This window comes from Amycolatopsis sp. M39, assembly GCF_001651785.1.
GTDB lineage: Bacteria > Actinomycetota > Actinomycetes > Mycobacteriales > Pseudonocardiaceae > Amycolatopsis > Amycolatopsis rubida.
In genome coordinates this window covers 168,944-187,377 of the sequence record NZ_LWSF01000018.1, presented here as the reverse complement: position 1 = coordinate 187,377, position 18,434 = coordinate 168,944, and the positions used below count along the sequence as shown (strand labels likewise).

Sequence of the window (18,434 nt, the reverse complement as noted above, 5' to 3'; positions counted from 1 at the left end):
GCGAAGCGAGATGCGCCCGAGCTCAGTCTCACTGACTGGTCACCGGTTTGCTTCAGAAGCTAACGATGGTTAGTTCTGGCTGACCACGGTCCGGGCAGAGCGAACGGAGCCAGCCGGTGGAGAACAGTCGCGCGCGATCCAGGCGGGGGCCGGGCTTTCTCCCGGAAATTGCCGACGAGCCTGGCCAGGACGACCAGGCGCGGCCCACCGCGCCGGGCGGACGCGGCGCGCGGCGCGCTCCTTCCTCATGGCAGTTCGTGCTCGCCTTCGGCATCGTGAGCATGCTGGTCGACTTCGTCTACGAGGGCGGCCGTTCCGTCGTCGGCCCGCTGCTGGCCCACTTAGGCGCCTCCGGGGCCGTGGTCGGTCTCGTCACCGGCGCTGGCGAAGCGGCCGCACTGGCGCTCCGGCTGGTGTCCGGCCCGCTGGCCGACCGCACCCGCGGGTTCTGGTCCTGGACGATCGCCGGATACGCGGTGACGGTCGCGGCGGTCCCGCTGCTCGGGCTGACCGGCGTGCTTGGGGCGGCAGGCGCCCTGGTGATCGCCGAGCGGGTCGGAAAAGCGGTGCGTTCCCCGGCCAAAGACACTCTGCTGTCGCACGCGACGGCCGACATCGGGAGGGGACGCGGCTTCGCCGTGCACGAGGCGATGGATCAGGTCGGCGCGATCCTCGGTCCGCTCGCGGTGGCCGGGGTCCTCGCGGTCACGGACGACGGCTACGGTCCCGCGCTCGGAATGCTCGCTGTCCCGGGCGTGCTCGCTTTGTTCCTCCTGCTGCGGCTGCGCGCCCGGGTGCCGGATCCGGGGGTCTACGAGACGCCGGAGACGCCGGGAACCGCCGAAGCGCGACTGCCGTGGGCGTTCTGGGGATATGCCGGCTTCGCCGCCGTCACGCTGACCGGGTTCGCCACTTTCGGCCTGCTGTCCTACCACCTCGTCGAGCACAGCCTGCTGCCCGCCGCCGCGGTGCCGGTGGTCTATGCCGCCGCCATGACGGCAGATGCCGTCGCGGCGCTGGCCAGCGGCTGGCTCTACGACCGGCTGGGCAGCCGCACAGTCGCGGTACTGCCCCTGTTGTCGGCGGTGGTGCCGGTGCTCGCCTTCGGCGGCAGCACCTGGTTCGCCGTTCTCGGCGCTCTGGCGTGGGGCGCGGGCGCGGGAATCCAGGAGTCGACCCTCCGGGCCGCGGTCGCCGAGCTGGCGCCCGCTCGTCGCCGGGCCACCGCCTACGGCCTTTTCGCCGGGGTCGCCGGGCTGGGGACGTTCGCCGGCGGCGCGCTGACCGGGGTCCTTTACGACCGGTCGAGTCCGGTCCTGGCGGTCAGTGTCGCCGTGATCCAGGCTGTCGCGCTGGCCGTGCTGCTCGCGAGCAGGCGGTTCCGGGGCAAGCGGCGCTTCAGGTACGCTGTCGGCAGGCGATGAAGCCCGCTTGCACCACCGCCACCGCGGCTGATGGCTTCTACCGGCAGAAAAACCGATATTTCGCGGTGGTGAGCACAGTGCGCCCTTTCCCGAGCGTCCTTTTCCCGGGACGAAACCCCGGCGAAAACGCGGAGCCGGAATTCTTCCGCGACCTGAACCTCGACCAGATCGTCGACGCGGTGACCGCCGGCCGCGACGAGTACGACCTCCGGCCTTTCTTTTACGCCCCGTCGGCCGACTGCGCGGAAGTGCGGTACCGGCACGAGGTCTTGCGCGATGTGCGGCGCGAGGATGTGCGCGCCTGCGTCGACGAGTTCGCGCGGCGGATGCGCGAGGTCCGCAAGCAACAGGAAACCAGCGGGAAACTTCACTACGAGAAGCAGAAACAACGGTGGTTCCTCGACGCAGTCGAGAGCTACTGCGCGACGGTCGCGTCGCTCCGCGCGCAGCTCGGCGAGTGCGAGCTTTCCTCGCCGGCGCTGCGCGGGCTGCGTGAATTCCTCAGCGGCTACCTGCGTTCGGAGGAATATCTCGCACTCGTCGCGGACACTCGCCGTTGCCGGGAAGACCTGGCCAGGATCAAGTACCGCGTGCACATCCGCGGCCTGCGCGTGGACGTCCGCCGCTACACCGGGGAATCCGATTACACCGACGAGGTCGAGAAGGTCTTCGCCCGCTTCAAGCAAGGCGCGGCCCGGGACTACCGGGTCCAGTTCCGCGAAGACGCGGACATGGACCACGTGCAGGCGCAAGTGCTCGACTGCGTGGCGAAACTGTTCCCGGACGCGTTCCAGCGGCTGCGCGACTTCTGCGCGCGGCATCGCGGCTACCTCGACCCGACCGTCGCCCGGTTCGACCGCGAAGTGCAGTTCTACCTGGCGTATCTGGACCACATGCGCCGGATCGAGGTCTCCGGGCTCGCGTTCTGCTACCCGGAGCTCTCGCCGGACTCGCGCGACATCGAGGTCGCGGACGCGTTCGACCTCGCCTTGGCCGGAAAGCTGGTCTCCGAACGCGTTCCCGTGGTGCGCAACAGTTTCCGGCTGACCGGAGACGAACGCGTCATCGTGGTCAGCGGCCCGAACAACGGCGGCAAGACGACCTTCGCGCGGATGTTCGGCCAGCTGCCGTACCTGGCGGGCCTCGGGCTCCCGGTCCCGGCTGCCTCGGCCAGGATGTTCCTGCCGGACCGGGTGTTCAGCCACTTCGAACGAGAAGAGCACCTGGCCACGTTGCGCGGGAAACTGGACGACGAACTGGTCCGGATCCGCGAGATCCTCGCGAAGGCGACCGGCGGCAGCATCCTCGTGCTGAACGAAAGCTTCGCCTCGACCACCCTGCACGACGCCCGGTTCATCGGAGCCAGAGTGCTCGAAGCCGTCCTGCGGCTGGGCGCCTGTGCGGTGTATGTCACCTTCGTCGACGAACTCGCCGCGCTCGACGAGGCCGTGGTCAGCATGGTCGGCGCGGTCGCGCCCGAAGACCCGGCCGAGAGAACGTACGAGATCACCCGGCGTCCGGCGGACGGGATCGCCTACGCGGAGGCGATCGCCGCCAAGTACGGGCTTTCCTACGACACGTTGCGGAGGCGGATCGCGCGATGAAGGTCTTCTTGCTGCATCCGGACCGGGATTTCGACGCCGGAGGCGCGCTCCCGGCGAACGAAGCGGTCCTGACCGCCGATCTGGAACTGGACGTCCTCTACGACGCGATGGCCGAAGGAGACGGCTTCCGGCGGGACGTCGCGCGGGAGGTGCTGGCCGCCGGATCGGCCGATCCGGAGGTCATCCGCTACCGCCAGCACGTCCTCGCCGACTGCCTGCGCCACGACCGGATCGTCCGCGAACTGTACGGCATCGCGCTGGAGGCGCTGAAAGCTCCGAAGAAGGTGTGGTTCGGGATTCTCCTGCATTCCTCGCCGGAGAACATCCTGCACCGGTCGGTGAAGATCCTGGAGGTGCTGACCGAAAACCTCAAGCAGCTGAGCCTGCTCGCGCAGGAGCAGGCCGGGCAGTTCCGTTCGACCGGATTCCGACGGTTTTTCGCCATGGTGTCCGAGGAACTGGACGCCGGGTACTTCGCGGTTCTCGAAGAACACCTCCAGGAACTGGAGCTGCCGCGCGGCGTCCTGATGAGCGCGGAGCTGGGGCCGGGGAACAAGGGCGTCCGGCATGCCCTGCACACGCCGGAAAAGCTGTCCTGGTGGGAACGGCTGACCGGACACGACCGCGACAGCGCCGGTTTCCAGGTCCCGGCGCGGGACGAGGCGGGCGCCCGGGCGCTGACGGACCTGGCCGGGCACGGGGTGAACCTGGCGGCGAACGCGCTGGCGCAGTCGGCCGACCACGTGCTGGACTTCTTCACGGTGCTGCGCAAGGAACTCGCCTTCTACCTGGGCTGCCTGGCTCTGCGCGAACGCCTGGAGCGCCGGGGCCAGCCGGTGTGCTTCCCGGAGCCGGAACCGTGCGGGCAGCGCGTGCTGGCCGCCAAGGGGGTGTACGACGTGGGACTCGCTCTTTCGCAGGAACAGCGCACCGTCGGCAACGATCTGGCGGCCGACGGCTCCGCACTCGTCGTGGTCACGGGCGCCAACCAGGGCGGCAAGTCCACGTTCCTGCGCAGCATCGGGCTCGCCCAGCTGATGATGCAGTGCGGGATGTTCGTCGCGGCCGAAGCCTTCCGCGCAGACCTGCGCCGCCGGGTCTTCACCCATTTCACACGAGAGGAGGACGCCACGATGACCACCGGGAAACTCGACGAGGAACTGGCGCGCATGAGCGAGATCGCCGACCTGATCGAGCCCGGCGACCTCGTGCTGTGCAACGAATCTTTCGCGTCCACCAACGAGCGGGAGGGCTCCGAGATCGGCAGGCAGGTCCTGCGGGCGTTCACCGGGAACGAGGTGAAAGTGGTGCTCGTGACGCATCTGTTCGACCTCGCGCACAGCCTGTACGAGCAGGAGCCCGGAGCAGGAACCTTTCTGCGCGCCGAGCGTCGTCCGGACGGCAGCCGCACTTTCCGGCTGTCGCCGGGGGAGCCGCTCCCGACCAGCTACGGCGAGGATTCTTACCGCCGGATTTTCGCGGAAGCGGAGGCGTGATGAGCACTGATCGGCGACCGGTCAATCTGCGTTGTTCCGCCCTGGTCCTGCGCGAGGACACCGTTTTGCTGTGCCGCCGTGCCGACGGCTGGGTGCTGCCGGGCGGCACACCGGCGGGAGACGAGTCCGCGGCGGGCTGCGCGCGGCGGGAAACCCTGGAGGAAACCGGACTCGAGGTCGTTCCGGTCGGCGTGGCGTTCGTGCTGGACGCGACCAACTCCGCGGCCGGCCAGTACCTGATGGAGATCGTCTTCCTCGCCCATCCGGCCGGCAAAAGCGCGCAGCCGTACGAGACGGAGACCGGTCTTGCGCCGGAATTCGTTCCGCTGCAACGGCTGCCGGGTCTCTCGCTGCGACCGCCGATCGGGAAGCACATCCAGGCCCTGCACCGCGGCGACGACCGGGTCGCAGCCTACCTCGGCAATGTCTGGCAGCCGTCGCCGCTCAGCTGACCGCTGCCGCGGCCGACGAGGATCAGCAGCGGGACTGCCGCGAGCTGGGCGAGGACCGAGAACAACACCACGAGCGAGAGGGAGACGCCGAACAACGCGCCGATCGCCGCGCTGCCGAGGAACCACGCGACGCCGTAGACGCCCGTGAACAGGCCGTAAGCCGACGCCCGCCGGTCGGGTGCCACCATCGGGGCCACCGCGGCCGGGATGATCGATTCGTGCACGCCCATGCCCAGTCCCCACAGGCACATGCCGATCAGCGCCGGCCAGAACCCGCCGAGAAAAGCCAGCGGCGCGTACGCCGCCGCGACGACGGTGAGCGGGATCAGCAGCCGGATGCCGAACCGGTCGAAGAGCCGTCCGAATAGCAGCGACCCCGCGCCGCTGACGGCCATCGCGACGGCGTAGAAGACCGGGATCAAGTCAGCGGACACGGTGCCGTTCTGCTGGAACCGGAAGGCGATGACCGGGAAGTCGGCGAAACCGATCGCCACCAGTGCCGCCGCCGCCAGGTAAAGCCGGAACCGGCGCGGGAATCCCCCTGCCCGGACCTCCGAGACGGCCGGTTCCAGGTCTTGCGGGCGCGGATAGAGCAGCCGCGCGACAGCGAGGAGACAGAGCATGATCGCGGCCGGGGCGGCGAGGACGGCGAAGGCCAGCCGGTAGTCGTGGTGGCTGAGGCTCAGCACGAGAGCGATCAGCAGCGGGCCGAACAGTGCGCCGAACTGGTCGAGCGCCTCGTGCACGCCGAAGCCCCAGCCGTAGCCGATCTGCTTGGCCGCGTGGGACAGCATCGCGTCGCGCGGCGGGTTGCGGATCGCTTTGCCGACCCGTTCGAGGATCACCAGAAGCGCGGCGACCTGCCAGCTGCCGGCCAGCGCCAGCAACGGGACGACCGACATCTGCAAGACGTACCCCGCGATCGTGATCGGCCAGTACCGGCCGGTGCGATCCGCGCCGCGCCCGGAGAACAGCCGCAGCCCGTAGCCGAGCAACTCGCCGAACCCGGTGACCACCGCGATAGCCAGGGCTCCCGCGCCGAGCAGCCCGAGGTAAGGGCCGATGACCCCGCGCGAGGCCTCGTAGGCGAAGTCGGCGAAGAAACTCATCGCGCCGACCATCAGCACGAACTTCAACGCGGCCGACTTCCGCTGTCGACCGGCCTGCTCGCTCATGCCGCACCACCGCCTGAGAAGGACAGCGTTACGGTAGCAAAGTAACGATCGTTACGCACCAGCGCGCGACGGCTGGATCCGGCAGACTGTGGCGGTGCCTGAGCAGAAGACGACCGGATGGCTGGTGCTGATCTACCGCGTCCCGCCAGAGCCGACGCGTCTGCGCGCGACGGTGTGGCGCCGCCTCAAAGGGCTCGGCGCGGTCTACCTCCAGAACTCCGTCGCCACTCTGCCGGCCGCCCCGGCAGCGGAACGCGCGCTGCGGAAACTGCGGCACGAGATCGTCGAAATGGGCGGCACCGCACAGCTGCTGACCAGCAGCGCGCTGGTGGGCCAGGCGGACATCGTCGCCACGTTCCAGGCGGCGCGCGACGACGAGTACGCGGAAATCGTCGACAAGTGCCAGGACTTCCTCGCCGAAATCGAAAAAGAAACTGCCGCCGAGCACTTCACCTACGCAGAACTCGAAGAGAACGAGGAAGACCTGACCAAGCTGAGGAATTGGCTGGCGAAGGTCGCCGGACGAGACGTGCTCAGCGCACCAGGCCGCGCGGACGCCCTGAGGGCGCTGGAGCGGTGCGAACAGACACTGGAGGAATACGCGGCGAAGGTGTACGCCGAGGACGCTGACGGTCACTGACGGCAGGTTCGCCGGGTTCCCGCGCGGCCGACAGCTCGGAGAGATGACGATGCTGGCCAACTTTGCTTGCGGGTGGCAGGAGAGCGCGCAGAAGGTGGCGTAGTCGAATATGGTCGGTGCCGTGAATCAGCGGTAGATCCAGAACTGAGCCGAGAACAGCCGGACCGCCCGCGCGGCCGTCTCCTCGGCACTGACACCCGCGCCGACCGTCGCCGCCGATGCGCCGAAGGGGGCCAGGCAGGGGTCGGTGAGGTCGCGGGCGTTCTCGTAGACGACATCGGCAAGCATCGGACGCCATGCCGAGGGTCCGCACGAATCTGAGGGCGATGAGCCGCTCCGATCGCGATGACTTCTGGTCGTCGAGTGTCATGGTGTGAACATAACGGCTGTTACAAACCGTATGCATGACTGTCTCGGATGGCGGTTGCCCGGCCATCGTGCGGGACCGGTCTGCCACACTGGTCGCCGGACAAGGCGATGGGGCTCGCCGGGGAAGCGACGCACGGTGCTTCTCGAACTGCCGCAGCGGCTGATGGCTCCTCCTGAGTTGAAGGGGCTGCCATGTCCGCACCATCTGTTCCGTCCGTCGTCGCGTCTGCTGCCGGTCTGCGGTCGGGCGGGGAGGCCCGGTGAACATCCGCCGATTGCAACTCGACGTGGACAAAGCCGTCGCCCGCCCGGACCTGCTGGACCTGGCCGAGGCGATCGACGGGGTGCCGGGCGTCGAGGCGGTGAACATCACCGTCACCGACATCGACGTCGAAACGATGGGCACCGAGGTCACCGTCGAGGGCGACGGCATCGACGTCGCGCGCTTGTTCGCCGCGATCGAGAAGACCGGTGCCGCGCTGCACAGCATCGACGAGATCGTGGCCGGGGACCGCGTCATCGACCGGGTGCCGCGGATCCGGTGAGCGGAGTCCGGTCCCGGTGGCAGATGCGGCTGCTGCTTCCGCTTTCGCTTGGCGTCGCCGACGGCATCCTGAGTGCGTTGACGCTCGCGTCCGGGGCGGTGCTGCACGGCCGCGGCTTGGATGTGTGGCTGGCGGTGCGGGTCGGCATCGTCTCGCTCGTCACGGCCGTGTTCACTGGGTGTCGCCGGCTTTCTTCCCGGCGTAGGTGGCACCGTGGGACTGCTTGTTGATCGCCAGCGCGCTGGCGCGCACCGACATCATGGAATCGGCGTTGGCGCGCCTGCGGTCCCAGGCGATCTGTGCCGCGTCGGGGATCCCGAGGTGGTCGTTCATGGCCCAGGACTGGAAGTCGACGTAGGTGCTCAGCACGACGCGGGTGGGGCCGGAGTGCTGGCCCAGCAGGCTGTCGTCGAATTTGTCGAGCGCGCGACCGCGGTCACGGCCGCCGCCCCGCTCGTTTCGACTGCGATCCGGGAAATCCGGATCGCCTCCCGGCCACTGCGGAGCCGCGACGCCGGGCAAGCGGTGGCGAGCGCCGTGGCGGCCGGGCCGTGACGACGATCTGCCGATCGTCTGGTCGTCAACCGTGAGAGGCTTCCCCAGCTCGCCCGTCCGCCTGAACTGGACAGTGTCGTCCGCGTTGTCGGCGTTCATCTTCTTCTCCTTGCGGCGCGCGATGAACCATGAACCACCGATGGACACCGCGGTGGAGATGACAGGCAGAAGCAGGATCATCGCCGACGCAGCGAGCGCGTGGTAGTCAACCTCGTTCGTCATGTCGCCCTGCGCACAGTGGGTCGCGTCGTAGAGCCGGTATTGGGTATACCACCGTGCCGCGTCAGTAAGACTCGGCTGCCGACTGCTGAGTATCCAACACCCCAGCAGCGCAACGGCGAACGCGTTCAGCGAAGCCGGGCTGGCTTCTGCCCATGCCGGCACTGCCGACACGATGTTCTCGGCTTCTTCCGGTGCGCATCCCGCCTCCACGAGCCGCACGACGACAACAGCCGCGTCGACCCACGTGGGAGAACGAGCCGCCCATGTCCACCCCACAATCCCGGGAAACCCGTTGCGGTCAATCAGAATGCTGGACTCCGACACGTCCCCGTGCGCGATGCCGGTTCCGGCGGACAACACGTCGCAGACGTGACGCTCCAGGTCGACGAACTCCGCAATATTCTCGCGATCCCATGCCGTCAGCTTGTGCACGTGATTCCTGGACAGGGTTTGCCACGGCGGCTCAACCGACCAGTCAGCAGCCGGCGAATCAAAGAACGAGCTGCCCATCACCTCGGGAACGGCCAGATCCGCGAGCAGTTTCACCACAGTGCGCACGTCGCCCGAACCGGGCCGGAGACGAGCACACTTCCCCGGAACATACTCATATCCGGTGATCGTCGGTCGAAACTCGCGCGCAGGCGCTTCGCGGTTGCGCGTGGACGAGCTCCGTGGGGGCATGAAACCGAGTGTAGGTCTGACGGAATATTCCAGGTCCGCTCGTGCGTGGGGAGTGGATGAAGCCGAGGTCGCGATGAACCCGTCGTCGTCGCCGGCTGGGGCGGCCGAGCCGAGGGAGGGAGTTCGCGGCCAGGCGCACGGGGCACGCTCGACGGCGGTTCGGCTGTTTCGGTTGCGTGCCGGGCGGATTGCGGTACGCGCGAGCGCGACAGCAAGAGCAACGCGGGGTTCTGCCGCTGCGCGGAGGAGAACGTCACTCCGGCAGCGGAGACCGGGTGCGGTGCCCGGTGTCCGGCATCCGCCGATCCCAGAGCTGACCGAAAGCGTCGACCCACTATTCTTCGTGAACCGCGAAAAGGAAATAGCCTGGTACGAAGCCGAAGCTGGAATATCCGGCTGATCGCCTCGGCAGCCGAACATCGCGCGCTGTCCGAGTCGGTGCGGCTGCGCACGAGAGAACTGGAGGCACGCCAGTCGCTGGAAGATGGGCTGTGCCGTCGCCCAGACTGTCGGATCCTTCGCGCTGGGCGGCGCGGAATATGGCCGAACTACGGCAGCGACCCCTGCTCTCGACCTACCTGTCGCCAATGCGGCGAATTCCCGCACGGGCCTGGCGGGGGCCTTGCCGAGCGATAAAGCGCACTGTATGGTTGAGCCGAACCGTCGCCGTGGACATTATTGGATTCCATTCTCCGAACCACGCCACAACCTCGATCCGCTTTGGTCGGCTTCCTTATTAATGATCAATTTCCGGCACCCCTCAGGGATTTCGGCGCGGGACCTACCGGATCAGGACACGGAGGGCTGTCGTGGGAACCGTCATCATCGGGATCGGCCGGCGCCTGCCCGAACAAGTGATAACCAATCCGGAAATCGAACGGAGTTCGGGTTACGACCGCGCGCGGTACGCGGGTGTCAGCCTGGACGAATGGTCGCGAAGTCAGCACGGCGGCCGGACCAGGCGGGTCGCCAGGCCGCCGGAGAGCACATCGAGCCTGGCAGCGGGGGCGGCCCGGGCCGCCCTCGACGACGCCGCCGTGAGTGCCGACGACATCGACGTGATCGTCCTGTCCACCTTCACCGGAGGCCGGGTGCCCCCCGCGGCCAGCCACGTGCAGGGTGATCTCGGGTGCAGTGCGAAGTTCCTCCAGCTCGACTCGGCCTGCACCGGATTCGTCGATGCCATGCTCGTGGCCGACGGACTGTTGCGGTGCCAGGGGTACCAGCGGGCCCTCGTCGTCGCAGCCGACGTCAGCTCCCCGCTGTTCGCGCCGGACGACTGGGTTTCCCGGACAGTGTTCGGAGACGGCGCGGGCGCGGTCGTGGTCGAACACCACCGGGACGACAGTGTGGGGATCATCGCGCACAGCGCCGGCTCGGACGGCCACCTGAGCCACTACGTCACCTTCCGCGAGCCCGGCGGCGGGCACCCGCCCAACCGCGGCCGGCGCCACCTCCGGCTGCGGTACGCGAGGATCGGGCCGTGGGCCGTCGACCGCATGGTGCACGCCACCCGGACGGTGCTGGACCGCGCGGGCGCAACCCTGTCCGACGTCTCGCTCATCGTGCCCCACCAGACCTCAGACGAGGTTCTCACTCGCTACGGGGACGTACTTGGCTATCCCCGCGACCGGGTCGTGTCCACCTACGCGGAACTCGGCAACACCGCGGCGGCCTCGATCCCCATCACCCTTGTCGCCGCGCGCCGGCAACGCGCATTGCGCCCAGGACAACTGATCCTGATGCCCGCGGTCGGAGCCGGCATGGCCTGGGGAGCGCTGGCCTACCGGTCGGCGCCACCGGCACGCGGCGAACTCACTGCGAGCGATGGTACCTGCTCGCAAAGAGATTCCTGACCGTGGACGACCGGACCGGCCGGAGGGCGAAACGTGAACGAGGCAGGGATCAACGGCGTCAACATGCAGTCCTTGGCAACGCTGGTGGAGTCGGTCCGGCAGGACCCTGCGAACGCTCGCACCACGTGGAGCAGCCGCGTCAGGTGGCTCGGCGGCTTCCGCTCGGAAGCCCGAACCCGCGGCCTCGCCCCGACCGAGGCCGACGAACCCATGGAACTGGCGGGTGGAAACAGTGCACCGAGCCCGGTCGAGCATCTCCTCGGCGCGCTTGGCAACTGCCTGGCGGTGGGCTACGCGGCGAACGCCGCCCTGACCGGGATCACGATCGAACAACTCTCCGTCGAGATTCGGGGGAGCCTGGACCTCCAGGTCTTTCTGGGACTGAAGGAGGGCCACGCGGGTTTCGACTCGATCACCGCGAGCGTCCGGATCGTTGCCGAGGCGTCACGCGCTGACCTCGAAGCACTGCACGCCAGAGTGATCGCCTCGTCGCCGGTCGGTCACACGCTCAGCAACGTGGTGCCGGTCTCGGTCGAACTCGCACCCAGCCACCCGATGAGTACTTGAGGTTCACCCCGAACGCGGTGGACAGGGTCTTGCACAGTTTCCCGTTCGACGGAACTGGTTCCCGGGTGTTCGGGCCGCGGCGTCGCTGGAGCGGCTCGGCTGGCAGCCGGTCCGGCGGGATGTGCTTGGTATCCGGTCAGGCCAGGCATCGGGAACAACGCGACGGGGCCGGGTACCGAAACCGGGCCGGTTTTGTTCCTGCTGCGCTGTGGAGGAAAGCCATCGCTGCTGAGCCATACGTTCCGGACCTGCACGCGAAGAAGTTGCGCGAGACGGCGTCGCAGTGAACGCGTTCGCCGAGGGCGGCCCGATCAGCGATGGGCCGCCCAGATCGAGTTGACCGAAGGGGACAGGCCAGTCGGCGTACTCGACAGAATCCTGGACGCTGCGCTGGGTGGAGACCAGTCCTCGATCGCGGAACTGTGCGTGCTCGGCGGCGATGCTAGTGCTCTGTCCATGAACGTTGGCCGGTTTGGTGCCACGCCGGTCAGCGTTCGGGGTGGGTGATGGGTTTGCCGTCAGGCTGGATGGATGGCAGATCCAGTCCGGGTGCGCAGGTTGACTGATCATGAAGGGCAGCGGCGGCTGCGCCGGGCGATGGTGGTGCTCGCCTCGGTCGGCGGTAACACTGTCCCGGCGATCGCCTGGCTGGTGCGGGGCGACGAGGACGTGATCCATCGGTTCAACCAGACGGGCATGGCCAGTCCGGCCCTGAAGACGAAGCCTTCATCGTCGCGACGGCCACCACGCGACCCGAAGCATTCGAGACTGGGGAGCGATCCGGGGATGCGTAGTCGACGACCTTCGTCATGGGCCGATCCTGGGTGGTCACCGGCAGCCTTCGGGGCATTCCGACGTGCCGGGACACCGCGACCGTGTGCCGCCCTCGGGCCAAGCGATACCCCGCACGGTCGCGTCTGGAAGGACGGCGGGTTGTCGAACGCTACGCGACCTGCCACAGCATGTCGCATCGCCGCTCCCGATCGGTCGAACTAGCATCGCGGGCGCGCGAGGCGCGTCGATCGGAACATCAGGCGCATCAGACGGGGCCGGACGGAGAGAACTGGTGCCCGAGACTGTCGAGACATCCCCGGACGCGGACGACAGCGTCGGCGACGCGGTCGCCTGCTACCGCGAAACCAACGGCTCGTCGGNGCGCATCAGACGGGGCCGGACGGAGAGAACTGGTGCCCGAGACTGTCGAGACATCCTCGGAGACGGACGACAGCGCCGGCGACGCGGTCGCCTGCTACCGCGAAACCAATGGTTCGTCACTGATCTACGCGACCCACTCGGACTGCAGAGTGACGTACCGCAACGGCGACATCGTTCGCGCCGCGGCGGTCATCACTGCTGACACACTCCGCAACATGGCCGAGGCTGGTGCGGTCGAACCCGCGTCCCTGCCCGGGTCGGCGTGACCCGGTCCGCTCCGGAGGCTGCGGGCCGACCGGCACCCAGCCGGTGAACGGGGCGTGTCCCGGCTCCGGTCTGGCGGGCCACCGGCATATTCCCGTTGTCGGCGACGGCGAGGAGGAACGTCCAGCCGTTCGCGCTGGTGCCGATCGCGGGCGCGTTCGCGTCGGCCGCGACGACCGCATGTGGTCGCACCATGCCGCGACGATCGTGAAATTACCACAGTGTTCCGTCATGCCCGGCGAATTCGCCGGGCAGGCGTTGTGCTGTTCTCTTGGCGCGAGCAGCAACGCGACGGAGAAGAACGTCACCGAGCTGTACGCCTTGGAGCGCCTGGCCCATGACAACCCCGGCCAACGGCAGAGCATCGTCAACATCATCTGCGCCTACCTGCGGATGCCCTTCACACCATCGGGCACCCAGCCGCCAGCCGGAGCCGACGCTGCTCAGGTCAAGGAGCATCAAGGCCACCAGCCTTCGACCCGGACATCGACAAGAAACGCCACGGTGTCGAATGCGGCATCAACCGCCTCAAACACCACCGAGCACTGGCCACCCGCTGCGACAAGCTCGCCGTCCGCTACGAAGCCACCATCCACATCGCCACCATCAACGAGTGGCTAAGCCTTGTGAAACACGGCCCAGCGGCTGCGCCCAGGCCTGGGGTGTTCGGGCGCGGGTGATCGGGTACTCGGCGGGCATGGGAGGGCAACCGACGGCGCGGGCCGAGCGAGACACTGCGAAGCGCCAGCTGTCCGTGCTGCAAGGGGTGGGTCTTTATGTCGGAGCAGTGCTGGGAACCGGCCTGCTCGTGCTGCCGTCGCTGGCGGCGAAGGCGGCGGGACCGGCCGCGTTGGTGGCGTTTCTCATCCTGGTCGTGGTCTCGGCGCCAGTGGCGGCGACGTTCGGAGCGTTGGCGGGCCGCCATCCCGACGCGGGCGGGCCCGCGACGTTCGCTCATCGCGCTTTCGGCCGCCGCGCCTCGGCTGTGGCCGGTTGGTGGTTCTACTTCGGTGCGTTGGCCGGGATGCCCGCGGCGAGTGCCTTCGGTGCCGCCTATGTGACTGCCCTGGTCGGCGGCGGGCGCACGACGACGGTGGTTGTCGCCGTGGTGCTCGTGCTCGTCGCGGTCGGCGTCAACGCGGTCGGTGTCGAGCTCTCAGGGCGTGTGCAACTGGTGCTCACTGCGTTCCTTGCGGTGTTGTTGGTCGGTGCGGTCGTGGTTTCGGTGCCTCATGCCCGGCCGGAGCACCTTCGGCCTTTCGCGCCGCATGGTGTCGGAGGCGTGGCGACGGCGGTCAGCTTGCTGGTGTGGTCCTTCACCGGGTGGGAGACCGTGACGCACCTGGCTCCCGATTTCCGCCGCCCGCGGCGGGACCTGCCGTTGGCGACCGGGATCTCGATCGTCGTGATCGGCGTGTTGTATCTGGCGGTGGGCGGGATGACGATCCTGGTGCTCGGTCCGGCCGCCGGTTCCGCGCAGGCCCCGCTGGCCGAGTTGCTGGGCCGCTCGCTCGGCACGTCTGTCCGGGTGATCGCCGCGGTTGTGGCGGTGGTCGTGACGCTCGGGGTGCTCAACGTTTTCGTCGCGAGCATGTCCAAGCTGGGCGCCGCCCTTGGCCGCGACGGGGCGCTGCCGTCGTGGCTGGCCAAGGGAAGCGATGCGGGCGAGGTGCCGCGCCGGAGCCTGCTGGTCGTGACGGCGGGCATCGCGGTCAGTTTCGTGGTCACGGTTCTGACGGGATTCCGGCTCGAACCGGCTTTGCGGGCCGAGAACGCGTGCCTCGCGGGCATTTACCTTGTCGCGATGCTCTCCGGTCTGCGTCTGTTGCCGGCCCGTCGGCGCCAGTGGTGGGTCGCGTTCGCGGCCGTGGTGCTGGTGCTGGGGGTGTTCGTGCTCGCCGGCTGGTATGTGGTGTTCCCGGCGGCGCTGGCGGCCGGAGCGCTGGTCTACGTGAAGTTCTCCGCTCGGCGCGCCGTGGGGGCCGGGGACTGACCGGCGACTTCGCCGGCCAGTTCGAAGTACTCGGTCAGCGGCATGGCCACCATGGTTTCGGTGCGCATGGAGCCGGACTGGGCGATGAGCGACATCGCGCCGAAGGCGGCGCGGGGATCGTCCCGCGTTTCCAGCACCATCAGGTAGTCGTATTTGCCCAGCAGGTTCCACGCCGCCACCAAGCGGGCGTCGTGCTGTTCGAGCCGGTCCACGAGGCTGGTGAACCGGTGCAGCTCGTGGGCTTCGGTCTTGCAGGCTTCGTCGGTGGCGGTGGCGAGAACGACGGTGTGCATGGCTTTCTCTTTTCCTTCAGCGGTGCGCGGGCAGGTCGATGTCCAGGTCCTTCCGGATGGCGCGATGCAGGAAGAGGCTGGCGTGCTGCAGGGGGAAGTGGCCGCCGGGCACTTCGCGGACGACGGTGTCGTCTTCGGTGTGCTCGTGCCAGCGGCGCAGTCCCGCCAGGTCGACGTGCGGGTCGGTCCGGCCCCGGAACGCCGAGATCGGACAGGTCAGCGGCGGGCCTTCCTGGTAGTCGTAGGTTTCGGCCAGGGTGTAGTCGGCGCGCAGTCCGGGCAGGAACTCGTGGCGCAGTTCCGCGTCGGCGATCACGGCCGGGGGCAGGCCGCCGAGCCGGGCGATCTCGTCGAGGAATTCCCGGTCGGGCAGCAGCCGCAGGTCGCGGGCGCGGGCCGACTCGACCGGAGGGACCGCGCTGCCGCAGGCGAAAAGCCGCCGCGGTGGCGCTCCGCCCTGGGTGAGGACGCGCGCCGCCTCGAAGGCGATCACGGCGCCCAGGCTGTGGCCGAAGAACGCGTAGTCTTCGGTGCCGACCTGCTCGGCCACACCGCGCGCCGACGCCTGCAGCGTCATCGATGTTCCCCCGCCCGGCCGAGGGTGCTGCACCGGCACGACCTTCAGGCCGGGGGAGAGGTCTTTGATCCAGCTCCGGTACCCGGCGGGGGTGCCGCCGGCGTGCACCAGGCAGTAGAGCGTCGTCATGATGCCTCCGAGCGGTGTGCCAGAACCCCTTCGCAGGTCGGGTCCTGGATGAACCGGCCGAGGTCGAGCCGGATCGGGGTGGAGCTGCGGACGCGGGCGACGAATCGGGCCGCTTGCAGCGAGGTGCCGCCGAGGTCGAAGAAGTCGGCGGCAGGCTCGACCGAGGGCTGGTTGAGCACGTCGGCCATGAGCCGGCGGACCGTGCCGCGGAGGCCGCCTTCGTGTTCACTGCCGCCTCCGGCGTCGTCGGAGGCGGCGAGCGCGGAGCGGTCGATCTTGCCGTTGGGCATGAGCGGAAACGCCGGGAGGATGTCGAGACGGCTGGGCACCAGGTGCGCGGGAAGCCGGTGGCGGACCTGGTCGAGCAGTTCATCCGGCCGCGTCCGGTCGTCGAAGCAGGTGACGTAGGCGTCGAGCCGGACGTTGCCGACTGGTTTGACGATGGCCTGGCGGACGGACGCGATCTGCTCGAGCGCCGTCTCGATTTCGCCGGGTTCGATGCGGAAGCCGCGGATCTTGACCTGTTCGTCGAGCCGGCCCAGGTACTCAAGAGCCCCGTCGGGGCGGTGGCGGACCAGGTCGCCGGTGCGGTAAACCCGTGCGCGCGGGTCGAGGGAAAAGGGGTCGGGCAGGAATCGTTCGCCGGTCAGCTCCGGCCGGTTGCGGTAGCCGCGGGCGAGCCCGGCGCCACCGACGAGCAGTTCCCCGGTGGCGCCGCCGGCGACAGGGGTGCCGGTGTCGTCGACGACGTAGACGGTGACGTTGTCCAGCGGGACGCCGATCGGGACGCTGTCGCGGATGCTGTCGGGCGTGCAGTGCCATGCGGTGACGTCGACGCTGTTTTCGCTGGGGCCGTAGAAGTTGTGCAGTTCGGCCCAGGGCACCGTGGCGAATACTCGGCGGCAGAGGTCGGCGGACAGTGCTTCACCGCCCGAGAACAGGTACCGCAGCGCAGTCGCTTCCTTGAGCCCCGGGCGTTCCTCCAGCAGGACGTCGAGCACGGACGGGACCAAGGGCACCGCGGTGATCTGTTCCTCGGTGATGGTCCGGGCGAGCGTCGCGGTGTCGCGCTCGGTTCCCGGCGGCGCGAGCACCACGCGGGCGCCGTTGACCAGCGCGCCGAAGATCTCCATCGCGGAGATGTCGAACGACAGCGAGGTGTGGTGCAGCACGGCGTCGCCGGGGCCGAGCGGGAAGGTGCCGATGTCCCAGCAGAGCCGGTTGACCAGACCGCGGTGCTCGATCTCGACGCCCTTGGGTGTGCCGGTCGACCCGGAGGTGTAGATGACGTAAGCGAGGTCGGCCGCGGTGGCCTGTTCTTCCGGCGGCGTCGCCGGCTGACCGGGGAGGTCTTCGTCGGTGTCGAGCCGGATGACGGCGGCCGGAGTCTCGGGCAGCCATTCGGTGAACCAGTCCTGGGTGAGCACGACCGACGCGCCGCTGTCCTCGAGCATGAAGGCCAGGCGGGTCTCCGGGTATTCCGGGTCCAGCGGAAGGTAGGCGGCGCCGCTCTTGAGCACGCCGAGCAGCGCGACGACGAGGTCGACGCAGCGGGGGAGGCAGACTGCCACCAGTTCCCCCGGCCCTGCGCCGCGTTCGCGCAAGAGGCGGGCCAGCTGGTTGGCGCGCCGGTCGAGGTCGCGGTAGCTGAGCGGTTCCTCGCCCGCCATCGTGACCGCGGTCTGGTCGTGGTGGCGGGCGGCTGCGGCGCGGACGAGGTCGTGGACCCGTTCAGCGGTCCGGGCTACGCGCTTGCCCGCCCACCGGCTTTCCGGCACGCGCCGCCGCAATGCCGTGCGCCAGTACGGTTCCGGCGCGGGCAGCTTGTGGTCGTGGCCGGTGTCCGGGACGAGCCGGGTGCCGGTTTCCAGCATGCGCTGATGGCAGGCGCTGATCGGCTCGGCGTAGGTGAGCCCGGCCGCGCCGAAGACGTGCACGGCGTGGTTGACCGCTTCGTAGGCATGAGCGCGCACGGACTGCGCGAACACCGCGACGTCGCGCGGGTCGGCGACGCTGCGGTCGAGTTCGCCGGCCAGCTGGTGGAGGCGCAGTCGCAGACCGCCGATGCGGGCCGCGTGCGCGGCAAGGGGAAGGACCAGGCCCTGGAACCGGGCGATCGGACCGTCGAACTGACGGCGCTCGCGGCTGCGTTCGGCGGCGAGCCGGACAGCTCGGCGGCTCAGTCCCAGCAGGTGCGCGCTCAGCCGCAGCCACCAGGACGGCTGTTCGACTCGGTCGCGCGGGACGACGGGCAGGTCCAGCCGGAGCCGTCGGCGTCCGAGGAGGGCCTCGCCGAGCATTTCGTCGGTGGCCGCGTTGTGTCGCGCGGCCAGGGTTTCCGCGCAGGCGACGTGTTCCAGGACAGCCGCGGGCCGCGCGGCGGCCCCCAGTTCTTCGGCGAGCACAACGGCTTCGGTCTCGCCGAGGCCGAGCCCGC

General features: G+C 68.9%; 17 protein-coding genes and 2 riboswitches. Of the genes, 11 read left to right on the top strand and 6 right to left on the bottom strand.

Features of this window, described 5'->3' with window-relative positions; genetic code table 11:
* Positions 1-116: 116 nt before the first annotated feature.
* From A4R44_RS30700 to A4R44_RS30685, 4 genes are all read left to right on the top strand, one after another.
* A complete protein-coding gene (locus A4R44_RS30700) occupies positions 117-1,424 on the top strand; it encodes an MFS transporter (RefSeq protein WP_198545489.1) in 1,308 nt (435 codons plus the stop codon).
* Positions 1,408-1,471, top strand: a riboswitch (Fluoride riboswitch). (Overlaps the previous gene by 17 nt.)
* A 21-nt stretch (positions 1,472-1,492) precedes the next feature.
* A complete protein-coding gene (locus tag A4R44_RS30695; protein ID WP_198545488.1) occupies positions 1,493-3,028 on the top strand; it encodes a hypothetical protein in 1,536 nt (511 codons plus the stop codon).
* Positions 3,025-4,524, top strand: coding sequence for a DNA mismatch repair protein (locus A4R44_RS30690; protein WP_067588477.1), 1,500 nt, complete (start codon positions 3,025-3,027; stop codon positions 4,522-4,524). The genes A4R44_RS30695 and A4R44_RS30690 overlap by 4 nt, the downstream gene beginning before the upstream one ends.
* Positions 4,524-4,976 (top strand): NUDIX hydrolase, encoded by a 453-nt coding sequence (locus A4R44_RS30685; protein ID WP_067588474.1) that lies wholly within the window; start codon positions 4,524-4,526, stop codon positions 4,974-4,976. The genes A4R44_RS30690 and A4R44_RS30685 overlap by 1 nt, the downstream gene beginning before the upstream one ends.
* On the opposite strand, the gene A4R44_RS30680 is transcribed toward A4R44_RS30685, so the two are convergent.
* Positions 4,937-6,151 (bottom strand): MFS transporter, encoded by a 1,215-nt coding sequence (locus A4R44_RS30680; RefSeq protein ID WP_067588473.1) that lies wholly within the window; start codon positions 6,149-6,151, stop codon positions 4,937-4,939. The genes A4R44_RS30685 and A4R44_RS30680 overlap by 40 nt on opposite strands.
* A 94-nt stretch (positions 6,152-6,245) precedes the next feature.
* Here A4R44_RS30680 and A4R44_RS30675 point away from each other — a divergent pair, with 94 nt between their 5' ends.
* Positions 6,246-6,791 (top strand): Chromate resistance protein ChrB, encoded by a 546-nt coding sequence (locus tag A4R44_RS30675; RefSeq protein ID WP_198545487.1) that lies wholly within the window; start codon positions 6,246-6,248, stop codon positions 6,789-6,791.
* 126 nt (positions 6,792-6,917) lie between these two features.
* Here A4R44_RS30675 and A4R44_RS48385 read toward each other — a convergent pair whose 3' ends face one another.
* The gene (locus A4R44_RS48385; protein ID WP_157905045.1) at positions 6,918-7,079 is read right to left on the bottom strand and encodes a hypothetical protein; all 162 of its coding nucleotides are present in this window, start codon (positions 7,077-7,079) and stop codon (positions 6,918-6,920) included.
* A gap of 176 nt (positions 7,080-7,255) precedes the next feature.
* A riboswitch (Fluoride riboswitch) is annotated at positions 7,256-7,340 on the top strand.
* 80 nt (positions 7,341-7,420) lie between these two features.
* Here A4R44_RS48385 and A4R44_RS30670 point away from each other — a divergent pair.
* The gene (locus A4R44_RS30670) at positions 7,421-7,705 is read left to right on the top strand and encodes a DUF211 domain-containing protein (RefSeq protein WP_067588471.1); all 285 of its coding nucleotides are present in this window, start codon (positions 7,421-7,423) and stop codon (positions 7,703-7,705) included.
* Between the two features lie 171 nt (positions 7,706-7,876).
* Here A4R44_RS30670 and A4R44_RS49365 read toward each other — a convergent pair whose 3' ends face one another.
* Entirely contained in the window at positions 7,877-9,031 is a 1,155-nt protein-coding gene (locus A4R44_RS49365; protein WP_198545486.1) for a hypothetical protein, read from the bottom strand.
* 941 nt (positions 9,032-9,972) lie between these two features.
* On the opposite strand from A4R44_RS49365, the gene A4R44_RS30660 reads away from it, so the two are divergent.
* The 5 genes from A4R44_RS30660 (at position 9,973) to A4R44_RS30645 (ending at position 14,998) form a co-directional block, all read left to right on the top strand.
* Complete coding sequence (locus A4R44_RS30660; RefSeq protein ID WP_067588467.1) at positions 9,973-11,019, top strand: 3-oxoacyl-ACP synthase III family protein; 1,047 nt, start codon at positions 9,973-9,975, stop codon at positions 11,017-11,019.
* Between the two features lie 63 nt (positions 11,020-11,082).
* Positions 11,083-11,586, top strand: coding sequence for an OsmC family protein (locus A4R44_RS30655; RefSeq protein WP_067588624.1), 504 nt, complete (start codon positions 11,083-11,085; stop codon positions 11,584-11,586).
* 1,187 nt (positions 11,587-12,773) lie between these two features.
* Complete coding sequence (locus A4R44_RS30650; protein ID WP_067588465.1) at positions 12,774-13,007, top strand: hypothetical protein; 234 nt, start codon at positions 12,774-12,776, stop codon at positions 13,005-13,007.
* Between the two features lie 229 nt (positions 13,008-13,236).
* Positions 13,237-13,626, top strand: a complete 390-nt coding sequence (locus A4R44_RS50970; RefSeq protein WP_232791863.1) for a hypothetical protein — start codon at positions 13,237-13,239, stop codon at positions 13,624-13,626.
* A gap of 76 nt (positions 13,627-13,702) precedes the next feature.
* On the top strand, positions 13,703-14,998 hold the full coding sequence (locus A4R44_RS30645) for an APC family permease (protein ID WP_067588622.1): 1,296 nt from the start codon (positions 13,703-13,705) through the stop codon (positions 14,996-14,998).
* Here A4R44_RS30645 and A4R44_RS30640 read toward each other — a convergent pair.
* The 3 genes from A4R44_RS30640 to A4R44_RS30630 all read right to left on the bottom strand — a co-directional run.
* Entirely contained in the window at positions 14,953-15,291 is a 339-nt protein-coding gene (locus A4R44_RS30640) for a GYD domain-containing protein (protein ID WP_067588464.1), read from the bottom strand. The two genes, A4R44_RS30645 and A4R44_RS30640, sit on opposite strands and share 46 nt — an antisense overlap.
* Before the next feature lie 16 nt (positions 15,292-15,307).
* The gene (locus tag A4R44_RS30635) at positions 15,308-15,997 is read right to left on the bottom strand and encodes a thioesterase II family protein (RefSeq protein WP_067588458.1); all 690 of its coding nucleotides are present in this window, start codon (positions 15,995-15,997) and stop codon (positions 15,308-15,310) included.
* A partial coding sequence (locus A4R44_RS30630) for an amino acid adenylation domain-containing protein (RefSeq protein WP_067588456.1) occupies positions 15,994-18,434 on the bottom strand: 2,441 nt, incomplete at its 5' end. The genes A4R44_RS30630 and A4R44_RS30635, both read right to left, overlap by 4 nt.

Coding starts and splice junctions, on each gene's coding strand:
- A4R44_RS30640 (WP_067588464.1), bottom strand. CDS start 15,291: ATGCACACCGTCGTTCTCGCCACCGCCACCGACGAAGCCTGCAAGACC.
- A4R44_RS30645 (WP_067588622.1), top strand. CDS start 13,703: ATGGGAGGGCAACCGACGGCGCGGGCCGAGCGAGACACTGCGAAGCGC.
- A4R44_RS30680 (WP_067588473.1), bottom strand. CDS start 6,151: ATGAGCGAGCAGGCCGGTCGACAGCGGAAGTCGGCCGCGTTGAAGTTC.
- A4R44_RS48385 (WP_157905045.1), bottom strand. CDS start 7,079: ATGCTTGCCGATGTCGTCTACGAGAACGCCCGCGACCTCACCGACCCC.
- A4R44_RS50970 (WP_232791863.1), top strand. CDS start 13,237: ATGCCCGGCGAATTCGCCGGGCAGGCGTTGTGCTGTTCTCTTGGCGCG.
- A4R44_RS30655 (WP_067588624.1), top strand. CDS start 11,083: ATGCAGTCCTTGGCAACGCTGGTGGAGTCGGTCCGGCAGGACCCTGCG.
- A4R44_RS30690 (WP_067588477.1), top strand. CDS start 3,025: ATGAAGGTCTTCTTGCTGCATCCGGACCGGGATTTCGACGCCGGAGGC.
- A4R44_RS30635 (WP_067588458.1), bottom strand. CDS start 15,997: ATGACGACGCTCTACTGCCTGGTGCACGCCGGCGGCACCCCCGCCGGG.
- A4R44_RS30685 (WP_067588474.1), top strand. CDS start 4,524: ATGAGCACTGATCGGCGACCGGTCAATCTGCGTTGTTCCGCCCTGGTC.